General features: G+C 69.9%; 12 protein-coding genes. 5 read left to right on the forward strand and 7 right to left on the reverse strand.

From position 1 onward, the window contains the following. The 3 genes from lanKC to ACWDS7_RS38415 all read right to left on the reverse strand — a co-directional run. The coding region (gene lanKC / locus ACWDS7_RS38405; RefSeq protein WP_451933257.1) for a class III lanthionine synthetase LanKC at window positions 1-2255 on the reverse strand (2255 nt) is incomplete at its 3' end. A gap of 147 nt (window positions 2256-2402) precedes the next feature. Continuing rightward, window positions 2403-3107: a sensor histidine kinase gene (locus ACWDS7_RS38410; protein WP_451933258.1), complete on the reverse strand. Its 705-nt coding sequence runs from the start codon at window positions 3105-3107 to the stop codon at window positions 2403-2405. A 195-nt stretch (window positions 3108-3302) separates the two neighbouring features. Then, a complete protein-coding gene (locus ACWDS7_RS38415) occupies window positions 3303-4016 on the reverse strand; it encodes a M50 family metallopeptidase (protein ID WP_451933259.1) in 714 nt (237 codons plus the stop codon). Window positions 4017-4099: 83 nt separating this feature from the next. Here ACWDS7_RS38415 and ACWDS7_RS38420 point away from each other — a divergent pair, with 83 nt between their 5' ends. From ACWDS7_RS38420 to ACWDS7_RS38430, 3 genes are all read left to right on the forward strand, one after another. Further along, window positions 4100-5020, forward strand: a complete 921-nt coding sequence (locus ACWDS7_RS38420) for an amidohydrolase family protein (RefSeq protein ID WP_451933268.1) — start codon at window positions 4100-4102, stop codon at window positions 5018-5020. Between the two features lie 13 nt (window positions 5021-5033). Next, a complete protein-coding gene (locus tag ACWDS7_RS38425) occupies window positions 5034-5510 on the forward strand; it encodes a nuclear transport factor 2 family protein (protein ID WP_451933260.1) in 477 nt (158 codons plus the stop codon). A 67-nt stretch (window positions 5511-5577) separates the two neighbouring features. After that, window positions 5578-6663, forward strand: coding sequence for a magnesium and cobalt transport protein CorA (locus ACWDS7_RS38430; RefSeq protein ID WP_451933261.1), 1086 nt, complete (start codon window positions 5578-5580; stop codon window positions 6661-6663). 127 nt (window positions 6664-6790) lie between these two features. Here the strand turns inward: ACWDS7_RS38430 and ACWDS7_RS38435 are convergent, their stop codons facing one another. Together ACWDS7_RS38435 and ACWDS7_RS38440 are read right to left on the reverse strand one after the other, a co-directional pair. After that, the gene (locus ACWDS7_RS38435) at window positions 6791-7162 is read right to left on the reverse strand and encodes a hypothetical protein (protein WP_451933262.1); all 372 of its coding nucleotides are present in this window, start codon (window positions 7160-7162) and stop codon (window positions 6791-6793) included. 190 nt (window positions 7163-7352) lie between these two features. Then, complete coding sequence (locus tag ACWDS7_RS38440) at window positions 7353-8207, reverse strand: phosphotransferase (protein WP_451933263.1); 855 nt, start codon at window positions 8205-8207, stop codon at window positions 7353-7355. Window positions 8208-8476: 269 nt separating this feature from the next. Here ACWDS7_RS38440 and ACWDS7_RS38445 point away from each other — a divergent pair, with 269 nt between their 5' ends. Next, window positions 8477-9220, forward strand: a complete 744-nt coding sequence (locus tag ACWDS7_RS38445; protein ID WP_451933264.1) for a class I SAM-dependent DNA methyltransferase — start codon at window positions 8477-8479, stop codon at window positions 9218-9220. A 173-nt stretch (window positions 9221-9393) separates the two neighbouring features. On the opposite strand, the gene ACWDS7_RS38450 is transcribed toward ACWDS7_RS38445, so the two are convergent. After that, on the reverse strand, window positions 9394-10083 hold the full coding sequence (locus ACWDS7_RS38450) for a hypothetical protein (protein ID WP_451933265.1): 690 nt from the start codon (window positions 10081-10083) through the stop codon (window positions 9394-9396). Between the two features lie 295 nt (window positions 10084-10378). After that, window positions 10379-12589, reverse strand: coding sequence for a thiamine pyrophosphate-dependent enzyme (locus ACWDS7_RS38455; RefSeq protein WP_451933266.1), 2211 nt, complete (start codon window positions 12587-12589; stop codon window positions 10379-10381). Window positions 12590-12796: 207 nt separating this feature from the next. Between ACWDS7_RS38455 and ACWDS7_RS38460 the strand changes: the two genes are divergently transcribed. Continuing rightward, a complete protein-coding gene (locus ACWDS7_RS38460; RefSeq protein ID WP_451933267.1) occupies window positions 12797-14188 on the forward strand; it encodes a hypothetical protein in 1392 nt (463 codons plus the stop codon). Window positions 14189-14342: the final 154 nt, after the last annotated feature.

A 14342-nucleotide genomic window follows, 5' to 3' on the forward strand; every position in this document is an offset into this window, starting at 1 on the left:
TCGTGACCTCGTCCAGCCACAGGCGGCTGAAGTCGCCTCCGCTCGGCTCGCTTGTGGCGGGCCGCCTCCTGGACTTGTTCGTCAGAGAATCCGAGCAGGTAGGGGAGGGTGCGCCAGCCCTGGTTGACCTGGAGCGTGCCGTCCTCGCCGGAGGTGCAGCGCCGCAGGTCCTGGCGGAGCGCCACGGCCGCCCGGTCGAGCAGCGACGTGTCGCCGGTCCGCTCGTAGGCGTGCAGGAACAGCAGGGCGGGGCCGGAGGATCCGTACATCAGCCCCGCGCGGGGGCTGCTCCCACCGCTGGTCTCCGGCACGTCGTCGGGACCGCCGAGCCGGTCGGCGCAGACGTCGACGGTCCGCAGCGCCAGGTCGGTGAGGGCCGGCTCCCCGGCGGCCGCGCCCAGGTGGAGCAGGTTCAGGCCGGCCCCGGCGAGCCCGCCGAACAGGCCGAGCTCCAGCGACTCCCACTTCTCCCGCAGGCACAGCTCGACCGTGTCGAGCGCGTCCTGGCGGTGTCCGAGCAGGTCCAGGACGTGGGCCACGCCGTGCAGGCCGTCGTAGAAGCCGATGCCCGTCCCCCGGCCGGGGGCCAGGGCCCTGCCGCGCAGCCAGTCCTCGTGCTCGGGGAAGCGGCCCGCCCCGGTCGCCGCCAGCGCGTAGAGCACGCCCGCCGCGCCGTAGGCGAGGCTGATGCCTCCGCCGGGCTGGAACTGGGCCACGTCGCCGGGGAAGAGCCGGTCCTCGCGCTCGGGGGTGGCGCTGGCCAGGATGGCCCGGCACATCGCGGCCCTGACCTGGGGCCAGCCGTCCCGGCCCGGTGCGGGGATCGGCCGGGCCGTCACCGGAGCGGTCCCCATGATGGTCCGGACGGCCTCCTCGATCACCGCGGGCGCCACGGGGAAGGTCTCCGTGATGAGCCCGGCGAGCTGGACCACCTTGGCCCGGTCGAGCGGCAGCATGATCGTGAGCTGGGGGGCGAACAGTCCGAGGCAGAGGCAGGCCAGGGCGTAGACGTCGACCTCGACGCCCTGCCGGTCGGCCGGCGCGCCGAAGGCGGGGTGGGCGAGGGCGGCCCGGCCGCGGTCCGCGGCGAGGGTCGCGACCTCGTAGTCGATCAGGACCAGCCGCCCCTGCTCGGTGACGAGGATGTTGTTGGGGTGCAGGTCGCCGAAGACCACCCCCCGCGCGTGCAGGGACTCGACCGCCCGCCGGACCTTGGGGAGCACCTCCAGCACCCAGGAGGTGTATCCGGCGACGGCCTCCTGGTCGCAGTCGGCCCGGGTCAGCGGGTATCGCTGCACGAGGAGCCGCTGCAGCGGGTTGCCGTCGACGAACTCCTGGACCAGGAAGTGGTGCTCGCCGAGCGTGAAGTAGTCGAGCAGCGCCGGCACCGCCTCCAGCCCCGACAGGCGCTCCAGCATGTCCCGCTCGTGCGCCAGCCGCGCCACGGCGTCGCGGTCGGCGGCGTCGAGCCCGGCGTACGGGCGGGCCTCCTTCAGCACCACCCTCTCGCCGCTGCGCAGGTCCCGGCCGAGATAAACGCCCCCGCCGTTGGAGAACTGCATGACGCTCTCGATCGTGTACGGCAGGCCGTTGGTCGTGACAGCGTTGCGGGCCGCCAGGTGGGGCTCCAGGAACTCCGGCAGCGTCACCCAGGACGGCAGGCTGAAGGCGGGCTCCCGCACGTCGGGGACCAGCCGTCCCTCGCCGTCCTCGACGGCCAGCACCAGCTCGCCGTTGCCGCCCAGGCAGCGCCGGGGCGTGAAGCCGCCGTAGCGCACGTAGAGGGGGCCCTCGGCGTAGCGGAGATCGCTGAGGATGTAGGGGCCTCTCACCCCGTGGAGCAGCCCGTTGAGCTCCTTCAGCGTGAGTTCGAGCTGGCCCTCGTCCAGGGGGTAGATCGTCACGAGCTTGCCGCTGGAGCCGCGGGCGGCCGCCTTGGAGTTCAGCATGGTCATGACCGGCCGGTTGCGCAGGAACTTGAACGCGATGTCGCGCGGCACGCAGTAGTCCCAGACGGCCTCCAGGGCGCGCTCGGCGTCCTCCAGGCACGCCGACACGTGGATCTTCCAGCCCTGGGCCGGCCTCCGCGTGGCCAGGGGCGCGTAGTGCATCCAGGTGTCGGTCGCCTGGTGCTCCCAGCCCTCGGGGACCTGCCGGGCCACGAGCGGGAAGTCGGGGTGGTCGCCCCGGCGGCCGTCAAGGGTGTCGTAAAAGAGCCGGTCCGCGAGGCAATAAAGCTCATACTGGTCATTCACGGCAATCTCCCTGCTGTCTTCCAGAAGAGAGAATTACGGATAACCCGAGAAATCACCAGTTACAAACTCAACTACTCATACGTGCGAACTTCACAGCCTTAATCATGAAGATGTGCGCCACCTGGGCTTACGCATTAAAAGTGAAACTTATTCGGAAAAATTCCGGGGAACTTCGGCGACCAGGTTGAACCAGCCACCCTCGCCGGCGCTCACGCGCACCGTGCCCCCCAGCCGGGCCAGGCGGTCGCGCAGATTCCCCAGGCCGTCGCCGGCGGGCGGCCGGGGGCTCCGCCCGGGGACGCCGTCGTTGGCGACGGTCAGGCGGAGCAGGCCGTCGTGCTCGGCCAGCTCGATCACGCATGTCCTGACCGTGCTGTGCCGGAGCATGTTGGTGACGCCCTCGCGGACCACGGTCCCCAGCGCGGCGCTCACCTCCCGGGGCAGCGCGGTGGCGTCCACCCGGACCGAGCAGTCGGCGCCGAAGCTCGCGAGAAGGGCCTGGGCCCGCATGCTCTCGCCCTGGAGGGAAAGGTGGCGGTGGGCCTTGGAGACGTTGCGCACGGCGTGCGCGGCGTGCCGTACGGCCTGGAGCGCCTCGCCCAGCTCCCCGCGCAGGCGCGCGTCGCCGGCCGCCCGCCGGTAGGCCAGCTCGCTTTTGATCGAGGCCAGCCAGAGCCAGTGACCCACCAGGTCGTGCATGTCCCGGGCGAACTCCTCGTGCGCCCGCGTGACGGCCCTCTCCTGCTCGGCGCGGAGCCGTCTGATCCGCAGCGCCAGGACGACCGTGACGCCCAGTGATATCAGGACGGTTCCGGCTATGACGGCTATGGCGACGTATAGCTGGGGTGGCATCGACCGGCTCTCACTGGAAGGGACGGCATACCTGGACATAAACTCAAGAAATTGTTTAACTGTCAATAAAGAAGAACAATACTCTGGTCGCAGAGGGTGATCGGAAGAATGGCGACAGCCCTAATCCATAACAGGCTGTTATAACCCGCATGACCGGGCGGGAGACCCGGCGTGGCCGAGGCCCGTCGGTTGAGCTCAGCGGAGGGCGAGCGGCAGCGGGACCAGCAGGTAGGTGCCGCCGAACAGGGCCGCCGCGGCCACCAGCAGGAACAGCAGCACCCAGAACCCGCCGGGCAGGAAGGTCAGCCGGGCGAGCTGGTCGGCGTCGGAGTCGGGGGCGCGGCCGCGCCGCCGCTTGCGCTGCAGCTCCACGATCGGCCGGACGCCGCCGAACAGCAGGAACCAGACGGCCAGGTAGGCGAGGACGGCGTCGACGTCGGGCGGCGCGTACCAGGTGAAGGCGGCTATCGCCCCGCCGGTGGCCAGCAGGCTCACCACGCCGAACAGGTTGCGGATCAGCAGCAGCATGCAGCAGAGCAGCGCGATCACGATCGTGATCAGGATCGCGACGTAACCCGAGGCGGTCAGCCACGCCCCGCCGAGCCCCAGCAGGGACGGGGCGACGTATCCGGCGGCGGCGGTCAGGATCATCCCCGGGCCGGTGGGCCTGCCCCGGGTCAGCGTGACGCCCGAGGTGTCGGAGTGCAGCCGGATGCCCTGCAGCTTGCGCCGGGTGAGCAGCGCCGTCAGCGCGTGCCCGCCCTCGTGCGCGATCGTGATCAGGCCCCGGGAGAGCTGCCACGAGGCGGACCACGTCACCGCGGCCAGCGCGGCCAGCGCGGCCAGCAGCACGATCCACAGGGGAGGCCCCGCCTGGGGCGTGGTCAGAGTCACCCAGACCTCGGACAACGATCACTTCTCCTTAACGGCGTCGGGACAAGAGCGTCCCATGACATCCGGTGTGCCGGCGATAAAGTCGGGACGTGCAGAACATGATTCCGGAACTTGCCGACGCCGACGTCCCCGTCTGGTGGCGGAGACTGGGCCTGCCCGGTCTGGTGGACGTGCATGTCCACTTCCTGCCCGAGCGCATGGAACGCCGGGTCTGGCACCACTTCGACCACGGCGGCCCGCTGATGGGGGAGGGGTGGCCGATCCGCTATCGGCTGCCCGCCGAGGAACGGGTCGCCCGGCTGCGGGAGCTCGGGGTGCGGGTCTTCCCCGCCCTGGCCTACGCGCACCGGCCCGGCATGGCGGCCGACCTCAACGCCTGGACCCTCGACTTCGCACGGCGTACCCCCGGATGTCTCCCCTCGGCCACCTTCTACCCCGAACCTGGAGTCCTCGGCTACGTGCGGGACGCGCTCGACCGGGGGGCGCGCGTCTTCAAGGTCCATCTGCAGGTGGGGGACTTCGACCCCAGGCTCAAGGAGATCGACGAGGTGTGGGGGCTGCTGGCCGACCGGGGCGTCCCGGTCGTGGTCCACGCCAGCTCGATCCCGCTCCCGGGCCGCTGCACCGGCCCGGTGCCGATCGCCGGGGTGCTGGCCCGCCACCCCCGCCTGGCGGCGGTCATCGCCCACCTCGGCATGCCGGAGTACGACGAGTTCTTCCAACTGGCCGAGGCGTACCCGGAGGTGCGGCTCGACACCACGATGACCTTCACCGACTTCGCCGAGCGCGGCACGCCCTTCCCCGGCCGCCTCAGGCCGCGCCTGCGCGAGCTGGGCCTGGCCGGCAAGGTCCTGCTCGGCAGCGACTTCCCGACCATCCCCCACCCCTACGCCCACCAGCTCCACGCGCTGGAGCGCCTGGACCTCGGCGACGACTGGCTGCGGGCGGTGTGCTGGGACAACGCCGCCCACCTGCTCGGTCTTACCCCCGATTACACTCGGTCAACGGGAAATCGATGATCGGGAGACCCGAGTGAACGACCAGAACGCAGCGCTCATCAGGACCTTCTACGGTGCCTTCGGACGTCGCGACACCGACGCGATGGAGCGCTGCTACCACCCCGACGCCACCTTCGGCGACCCCGTCTTCCAGGACCTGGAAGGGCGCGACAGGGTCATGGGCATGTGGCGGATGCTGCTCGGGCGCAACCGCGACGTCGGCGTGACCGTCGGCGACGTCAGCGCGCGCGACCACGACGGCGCGGCACACTGGACGGCCCGTTACACCTTCGGCACGACGGGCAGGGAGGTCGTCAACGAGATCGACGCCCTGTTCCGGTTCGAGGACGGTCTGATCGTCCGGCACCATGACGACTTCGACTTCAAGCACTGGTCCAAAATGGCCCTGGGCAGGCCGGTCGGTCTCTTCCTCGGCTGGACCCCGATGTTCCGGGCGACGATCCGGGGTAGGGCGTTGCGGTCGCTGGAGGAGTTCATGGCGGCCGGATGAGGAGACGGATGTGACTGATCGGCGGGTTCGGGGACTGCGGAGTCTGACGCGTGGGCGTCCCGGAGCCGTGCGGGACTCTCCCGAGCGGTCGATGGACCCGCGTCCGGCCGGTGACGAGCCGCCCCCGCCCCACTCGCGCGTCATCGACAACGCCGTCTACGTGAACGGCCGGCGGACCGCCACGCCCGGATCACTGCCCGAGGCCTTCGAGTGCCTGAAGAACACCCCCGACAGCATGGCCTGGATCGGCTTCTACCGGCCGGCGGACGCGGTGATCTTCAACGTGGCCGAGGAGTTCGACCTGCACGAGCTGGCCGTCGAGGACGCCATCGTCGCCCACCAGCGGCCCAAGGCCGACCGCTACGGCGACACGCTGTTCGTGGTGCTCCGTCCGGCCAGATACGTCGACGAGGCCGAGGAGGTCGACTTCGGCGAGCTGCACCTGTTCATCGGCCAGAACTTCGTGATCACCGTACGGCACAGCGAGGCCCCCGACCTGTCGCAGGTCCGCCGCCGGATGGAGAGCGATCCCGAACTGCTCCGCCAGGGCCCGCAGGCGGTGCTCTACGCCGTCATGGACGCGGTCGTGGACGGCTACGCGCCCGTGGTCGCCGGCCTGCAGAACGACATCGACGAGATCGAGGTCCAGGTCTTCGGCAACGAGCCCGGCGTCTCCCGCCGCATCTACGAGCTCTCGCGCGAGGTGATCGAGTTCCAGCGGGCCACCCGGCCGCTGCTCGGCATGATCGAGGGGTTCGTCGCGGGGGCGGACAAATACGGGGTGGACCAGGAGCTGCAGAGATATCTGCGCGACGTCGCCGATCACGCGATCACCGTGGCGGAGCGGGTCAGCGGCTTCCGCCAGATGCTCCACGACATCCTCGTGGTCAACTCGACCATGGTCGCCCAGGCCCAGAACGAGCACATGACCAACCTCACCGAGGCCAGCAACGCCCAGAACGAGGAGGTCAAGAAGATCTCCGCCTGGGCCGCCATCCTGTTCGCCCCCACCCTCGTCGGCACCATCTACGGTATGAACTTCGAGGTGATGCCCGAGATCCACTGGGCCCTGGGCTACCCGTTCGCCGTGCTGCTGATGGCCGGCGTCTGCACGACCCTGTATCTGGTCTTCAAACGCCGCGACTGGCTGTGAAGCCCGCACGCCGTGCGCCGGAGCGCCGGGAGCTCTCGGCGGGCCGGGAGGTCCCGGGCGGGTGACCACCCCCGCGCGGGGACGTGCAGGAGCGCCGGGGCAGGGCTCGGCGCTCCTGCACGGAAGATCAGCCGAGCTTGGCCAGGATGAGGTCGAGCTTCCCGTCCATGGAGTCCACCCGGCCCTCCAAGGAGGTCATCCGGCCTTCCATGAAGGTCATCCGGTCGGTCAGGGTGTCGACCTTGGTGCCCAGAGTGTCGATCCTGGTCTCCAGACCGCTCACTTCGACGGCGAGCGCCGAGAGGTCCTCTTTGGTGGCCATCCTGTTCATGACCTCTTCGAACATCGGAGAGGCGTACGCCATGACCTCCTCCCGGACGATCGCGGGGAGATCGTCCAGCGTCTCCTTGATGCCGGCCAGGTCCCAACCTGCCCTGAACGCCCAGGACTCGAGGTCTGTCACGCGCTGACCGGTGCTCTTCATCGCCACGTCGGGCATGGTATCTCCTGCTTGGGAATCGACGGAGGATCGTCGGTGCGCGAACCGGTCCGGGGGTCCGTGACACTGTGTGGCCGATTCAACACGATTCCGCCGGAGCGGGGGTGGGTTTCGCGGCTCCCGGTCCGCCGTGGGCCGCGACGGCGTTTTCCGGAGTTCAGGCCCCGCCGCGTCCCGCGCGGCCGGCGGGTCAGGGCAGTCGCTGGTCGGCGCTCTGCTCCAGCCACGCGACGATGTGCCGCACATAGCTGTCGACATGCGCCAAGGGTCTGCCGTCGAGCGCCGCGACGAGATGAGTGACACCGAACGTCCGGTCCCAGACCTGGGCACGCCGGTAAGTGGCGCTGTCGACGGCTTCACGGAGGTTGTCCCAGCCGTGCACCCAGCCGATGGTGGCGGCGTCGACCGCCGGGTCGAACAGCTGGGCCCGGTCCCAGTCCAGGACGCCGATCAGCTTGCCGTCGGCACTCCAGTGGATGTTGTCCCCGCCGAGATCGCCGTGGACGAGACAGTCCGGGACCGGTTCCAGGGCCAGCGCGTCTTCGAGGCGCCGCCGGCCGTCGTCACGCCACTTGCCGGGCAGGCGCGGGATGACATCTTCGGCCAGGATGTCGGCCCAGTGATGACCGTCGGTATAGGTCTGCGGCGCGCCCAGCACGGCTCGCAGCTCCGGAGTGACGGCGAACTCCCGCAGCGCCCCGAGAAGCTCGCCGATCCGCACCGGATCACCCTCGCCGTCGGGCATCCCGGCGCCGTCGAGCCACGAGACGGCGACGGCCGCGCGCTCCCCGAACACCGTCACCGGCGTCAGCGGCTCCGGCACCGCGAACGGCAGCCCGGACGCCGCGATCACCCGCAGCAGCTCGGTCCGGCGCGGCAGGGCCTCCGCCCCCGACGGGCGCCGGCTGACCCGCACCGCCGCGATCCCCTCGAGCAGGACGACGTCGTGGATCCCGCCCTGGCGGAACCGTGCCCCGGCAAGGGAGACGCCCGGCATGAGAGCCTCGGCTATCTCCAGCAACTCGGCGGGTACCTGGCCACCCACTTCTCGACCTCTTTCTCCGGCGGCTCGCCGGCTGACGGCAGACCTCTGACGGCACCGAGGCCGCGCTCCGTCCGCGACGGCACCGGGGCCGGCCCCGCCCGGCTCGAACGCGCCGGCGTTGCATCCTAGAGGCCGATGCCCCGAGCCGGTGCGGCCGTGCTCCCCGGCCGGCGGCAGGGCCGCGCATGGCCGGCGTCGTGAACGCGTCCGCGACCGCGGGGCCGCAAAAACATTGGACAACGCCTGTGGTCACGGCCATCGTTGCCGACATGCGACAGGAAGAGATCTGGGACGTCGATGCCGCCCAGCGCTATGACACGCCGGGCACCGGCATGTTCGCGCCCGAAGTCCTGGAGCCGGCCGTGGACCGCCTCGCCGAGCTCGCGGGCGACGGACGGGCGCTCGAGTTCGCCATCGGGACCGGCCGCGTGGCTGTGCCGCTCGCCGGGCGAGGAGTGCCCGTCACCGGCATCGAGCTGTCGCCCCCGATGATCGACCAACTGCGGGTTAAGGCGGACGGAGCGACGATCCCGGTGATCGTCGGCGACATGGCGACCGCCACCGCTCCGGGGAAATACGCACTCGTCTATCTCGTCTACAACACGATCTCCAACCTGCCCACCCAGGCCGAGCAGGTCGCCTGCTTCCGCAACGCCGCCCGCCACCTCACACCCGGCGGCCGGTTCGTGATCGAGCTCTGGGTGCCCGAACTGCGCAAGCTCCCACCGGGTCAGCAGGCCACGGTCTGGCACTGCGAGCCCGGCTACATCGGCTTGGACACCTACGACGTGCTGCGCCAGCACGTCGTGTCGCACCACTTCAGGTTCGACGAGAGCGGGCGGGCTCAGCTGTTCCGCAGCCCGCACCGCTACATCTGGCCGGCCGAGCTCGACCTCATGGCTCAGCTGGCCGGGTTCGAGTTGGAGACCAGGCACGCCGACTGGTCCGGGGCCGACTTCACCGCGGAGTCGCGTTCTCACGTGTCCGTTTATCGTCTCCCGCCGGACCGCTGATCCGCGCGGAGGGTGAAATATCGCATCCCTCTCGAAACAAGCTGTAAGTGATACAGGAGATGGCGGTCCGGCTCTTTCCGGCGCCGAAATGCCCCGGCCGTCAGGCGTCCGGGGCATTTCTCTTCTCGTGCGCCGGGAACGCCCCGCCGGACGGGCCGGCGGGGCGGCGGCGTTTAAAGCGTCTGGAAGTAGAAGCGGTAGGCGGTGCCGTCGTGCAGCATCGCCACCCGGCCGACATCGCTGTTGGCCGGATAGCCCTCCAGTTTCAGGTGGGGGACGGAGTTGTGGCCGTACTGGTATTCGTTCGCGGCGGCGTTCCACGAACCCTGGGAGATCATGTCGTTGTGCCCGTACTGGAAGGCGTAGAGGCGGTAGGCGCTGCCGTCGTGCAGCATCGTCCAGCGCGACCAGTCGGTGTCGGCCGGGAAACCGGTGACCTTGAGGGTGGGGATGTAGTTGCCGTACGACCACTGGTAGGTCGACGTTCCCGGCACCCAGACGAACTGGTAGAGGGTGGTGGGGTCGCCGAGTCGGCGCAGGTAGGCGTGGTAGGCCTCGCCGCTGTGCAGCAGCGAGATGCTGCTGCTGTCGGCGTCGGCGGGCGCGTTCGTCAGGGTGAGCACCGGGATCGAGTTGTGGCCGTAGGCGTATGACGTCCCGTTCCAGGCGAACTGGTAGAGGGTGTCGCGGCTACTGCCCTTGAAGACATAGAGGCGGTAGGCGCTGCCGTCGTGCGACATCGACCAGCGCCGGAAGTTGGCGTCGGCCGGCGCGCCGGTGATCGGGATGTTGGGGACCGAGTTGTAGCCGTACCGGTAGGTGTCGGTTCCGGGCACCCAGGCGCCCTGATTGACGGAGACCATCGATCGACCCTCCATGCGTGAAAAGAATGATTTCCGTGACGCATGCTGCGCTATGAGACGGTAAAGCAGTGCGGTGGATTCCGCCAGTGAGTTCCCGTCACGAGCTATAAGGGCTGGAAATAGTCTCCATCTCGATAGGTATTCGAATGCGATAAAAGGGATTGTTTGGACATTTTGCTATGGTTACGCCGGATGGACGGGGGAATTATCCGGCGATATTCGCAATATCCGGCCATGCTGAATATGAGAAGGTCCGTGTCGCCGGGCGGTCCGGCGCCGGCCTTCCGCGGCGGGCTCAGCCCAGCAGCTTGCGGGCGGCGTCCTCGATGTCGCTCTCCGACAGCAGCACGTGCTGGGCGGCGTCGCCCAGGGGGATGAAGCTGTCGGCCGAGGTCACCCGGGCGATCTTGCCGGTGAAGCCGGCGTCGAGCAGCTCGGCGACGATGTTCTCCGAGACGCCGCCGGTGCGGCGGGTCTCGTCGGCGATCAGCACCTTGCCGGTCAGCTCCGCCGCGCGCAGCAGGTCGTCGATCGGGAGCGGCGACAGCCAGCGCAGGTCCAGCACCCGGCAGCTGTAGTCTTCCGCGGTGAGCCTGACCGCGGCGCGCAGGCTCATCCGCAGGCCGTTGCCGAAGGTCACGATGGTCAGGTCGCGGCCGTCGCCGTAGCTGCGGGCGCGGCCGATCGGGATGTGCGTCTCGGCCCAGCGGGCCGGCGGCACGTATGGCGACAGCCAGCCGCCGTCGCCGTCGTCGAACAGGTCACGGGTGTTGTAGAGGGCGATCGGCTCCAGGAAGACGCAGACGCTGCCGTCGGTGCGGGCGGCGGCCAGGCAGGTGCGCAGCATGGAGGCCGCGTCGTCGGGCCGCGCGGGGGAGGCCACGACCAGGCCGGGGATGTCGCGCAGCGCGGCGACGGAGTTGTCGTTGTGGAAGTGGCCGCCGAAGCCCTTCTGATAGGCGTAGGAGGCGACGCGGACCACCATCGGGTTGCGGAAGGCCCCGCGGGAGAAGAAGGGCAGCGTCGCGGCCTCGCCCCGGATCTGGTCCAGCGCGTTGTGCAGGTAGGCGAGATATTGGATCTCGGGCACCGGCAGCAGCCCGGAGACGCCCGATCCTAGGGCCAGGCCGAGCACGGCCTGCTCGTCGAGGAGGGTGTCGAACACCCGGCCCGCGCCGAAGCGCTTCTGCAGGCCGCGGGTGACGCCGTAGACGCCGCCCTTGCGGGCCACGTCCTCGCCGAAGACCAGCACGTCGGGGTGGGCGGCCAGGGTGTCGGCCAGCGTCCGGTTGATCGCCTGGGAGAGGGTCAGCGGGCCCTCCTGCTCGGGCAGCCTGCCGCCGAAGGCCCGCTCCCTGGCGGTCGCCGACACCGCGCTGGCCGGGGCGACGGCCTCGGGGGTGCGGGGGGCCAGCGGCGCGGTGATGTCGGCGGCCGAGGTCAGCCGGGGCCGCCGGGAGCTCTCCATGGCCATCTTGAGCAGGTGCTCCCGCGTCGTCTCGTAACGCAGCAGCAGCTCGTCGGGGGTGGCCAGGCCCGCCTCCACGATGAGCCGGGCGGTGGTGACGAGCGGGTCGCGCTCCAGGTCGGCGTTGATCTCCCGCTTGGTCCGGTAGGACAGCTCCACGTCGGAGCCGGCGTGGCCCATCAGCCGGACGGTGCTGATGTGCAGCAGGGCGGGGGAGCGGTGCCTGCGGACGTGCCCGGCGGCGGCCGCCGCCACGTCGTGGACGTCGGCCAGGTCGCAGCCGTCGGCCGCGAAGTATTCCAGCAGCCGGTGGCGGGCGGCCTCCACCCAGCCGTTCGGGGTCCGCACGCTGATGCCCAGGCCGTTGTCCTCACAGACGAACAGCAGCGGCATGGCCAGCCCCTGGTAGGAGGCATAGGCGGCGGTGTTGAGGCCGGACAGGGCGCTGGCGTGGTTGGCGGAGGCGTCACCGAAGCCGCACACCGCTATCGCGTCGCCGGGCCACGCGCCCGTGAGGCCGAGCTGGCGGGCGCGCTCGATGGCGAAGGCCACGCCCACCGCGCGCGGCAGGTGGCTGGCGATCGTGGAGGTCTGCGGGATCACCGCCAGGTCGGGGTGGCCGAAGACCTTGTGGCGGCCGCCCGCGATCGGCTCCTCCGCCGAGGCGGTCAGGCCGAGCAGCACATCGCGCAGCCCCTCCTCCGGCAGGCGCCCGGCCATCGCGGACCGGGCCAGGTAGAAGGCCCCGGAGCGGTAGTGCAGCAGCGCGGGGTCGGTGGCGCGCACCGCCGCGGCGACGGCGACGTTGCCCTCGTGCCCGGCCGAGCCGATGGTGTAGAAACCCTCGCCGTGCTCGCGCAGCCAGCGCGCGGTGACGTCCAGGAGCCTGCTGTCCAGCTGGAACTCGAACAGCTCGCGGCAGCGGGCCCCGGTCAGGGTGGTCCCCTCCCGCACGGGCATGCCGGGATCACGCGGAGGCCCCGGGGTCAGGGCGGCCAGCGCCTCGGTGAAGTGGGTCTCAACAGTGTCACGCGCCACAGCTCGATTATGTCCCCATCGATGGTCGCCGTCCCGGAGCTTGGCGTCTTTGGGCCCTCGGAGGGCTGTGGACCGGTCCTATTCGACAGTTATTAATAACAACTTGTCAGATCTATCAACCAATTGCCTTTCTTGTACGTCTACTTGAGAGAAGCAACGTGGCACCCTCATGCCGCGTTCAGCCAACGGGGAGGATGGACAACCCGAATGTTGCAACGCACCCGAGCCATCATCGTCGCGGTGGCCATGGGAGCCGGAGCAGTCGCTCTCGCTCCTTCCACGACGGCTGTGGCGGGGACCTCAGCGGACCCCGTCGTCTCCAATGTGGAGATCGATCCGAGCCCGGTCGTGGTGACCGGATCGCCGGTCACGGCGAAGTTCAGCTTCACCACGACCGCCGCGGGCAAGGCCGAGTTCCAGATCAAGGCGCCGGGCGTCGGCGCGTGGACCTCGCTCGACGTCAAGCCCAGCCCGCACGGCACCGAGACCAAGTGGACCGCCTCCAGGACGTTCGACGCCAAGAGCGCCGCCGGGCAGTGGAGCTTCCTCGCGATCGCCCACAGCGGCGACGGCAAGGAGGACTCGACGCGCGGCAAGTTCACCGTCGACGTCAGGAAGGCACTCGACACCAAGATCGTCAACTTCGACGCCTCTCCCGACGACGTCGCCAAGGGCGACGCCATCGAGGTCACCGGCAAGCTGCTGCGTGACAGCGGCGGCTGGAGCGGCTACGGCGACCAGCCCGTGACGATCACCTTCCGGGAGCAGGGCACCGACGCCTTCCGGCACGTCGCCAAGGTCGAGACCGGCCGCAGCGGCTGGTTCAAGGCCAGGGTCAAGGCCGAGGCCACCGGCTGGTGGCGTGCGGAGTTCGCCGGCAACGGCGGCGCCAGCTCGTCGGTCAGCGACACCGACCGCGTCGACGTCAGGAACGCCCCCAGGGTCGTCGACAGCCGGATCGTCGACTTCGGCGCCCGGCCCGACCCGGTGGACGAGGGTGACCGGCTGAGCGTCCGCGGACGCCTGCAGCTCGACACCCGGCACGGCTGGGACGGCTACTCCGGCAAGAAGGTCGCCATCCTGTTCCGCGCCAACGGTTCCACCCGCTGGGACCACGTGGCCAGTGACTGGACCGACCGCTACGGCCGCTTCGGCGCCGACGTGACCGCCAAGCGTTCCGGTCACTGGCGTGCCGAGTTCGCCGGCAACGGCGGAGTCAAGGGCAGCAGCAGCTACGCCGATCACGTGACGGTCCGCAGGAACCAGCCGGAGCCGGAGCGCGAGGCCAGCCGCGTCATCAAGTTCAACGCCTCGCCGGAGCCCATCCGCTACGGCCGCTACCTGAAGTTCACCGGCAAGCTCCAGGTCGACGACACCTCGGGCTGGGAGGGCTACCGCGCCAAGGTCGCGCTGTACTTCAAGGCCAAGGGCTCGCACACGTGGAGCTACGTCAAGACCACGCGGTCCAACGGCAGCGGCAACCTCTACACCAAGACCAAGGCCTACAGGTCCGGTTACTGGAAGTTCGTCTTCAAGGGTGACGGCGACTTCTACGGTGACTCCAGCCAGAGCGACTACGTCAAGGTCGTCAGGCGCTGAGGTGAGATCGGGGTCCGCTCCCCGTGAGCGGACCTGACAGACGGCGGCCCGGGTGCTCGCCAGGCAGCTTCCGCGGGGGCGGGCAGCACCATCTGCTCCAAGCCTGCCGGCACCGCTCCTGGAGACATTCTGGTGGCCTTCCACGCCACCGATG

It is taken from the genome of Streptosporangium sp. NPDC003464 (assembly GCF_053588315.1).

What these genes read in the sequence shown, in the direction of transcription:
- ACWDS7_RS38420 (WP_451933268.1), top strand. Translation starts at nt 4,100, where the DNA reads ATGATTCCGGAACTTGCCGACGCCGACGTCCCCGTCTGGTGGCGGAGA.
- ACWDS7_RS38410 (WP_451933258.1), bottom strand. Translation starts at nt 3,107, where the DNA reads ATGCCACCCCAGCTATACGTCGCCATAGCCGTCATAGCCGGAACCGTC.
- ACWDS7_RS38435 (WP_451933262.1), bottom strand. Translation starts at nt 7,162, where the DNA reads ATGCCCGACGTGGCGATGAAGAGCACCGGTCAGCGCGTGACAGACCTC.
- ACWDS7_RS38450 (WP_451933265.1), bottom strand. Translation starts at nt 10,083, where the DNA reads ATGGTCTCCGTCAATCAGGGCGCCTGGGTGCCCGGAACCGACACCTAC.
- ACWDS7_RS38445 (WP_451933264.1), top strand. Translation starts at nt 8,477, where the DNA reads ATGCGACAGGAAGAGATCTGGGACGTCGATGCCGCCCAGCGCTATGAC.
- ACWDS7_RS38460 (WP_451933267.1), top strand. Translation starts at nt 12,797, where the DNA reads ATGTTGCAACGCACCCGAGCCATCATCGTCGCGGTGGCCATGGGAGCC.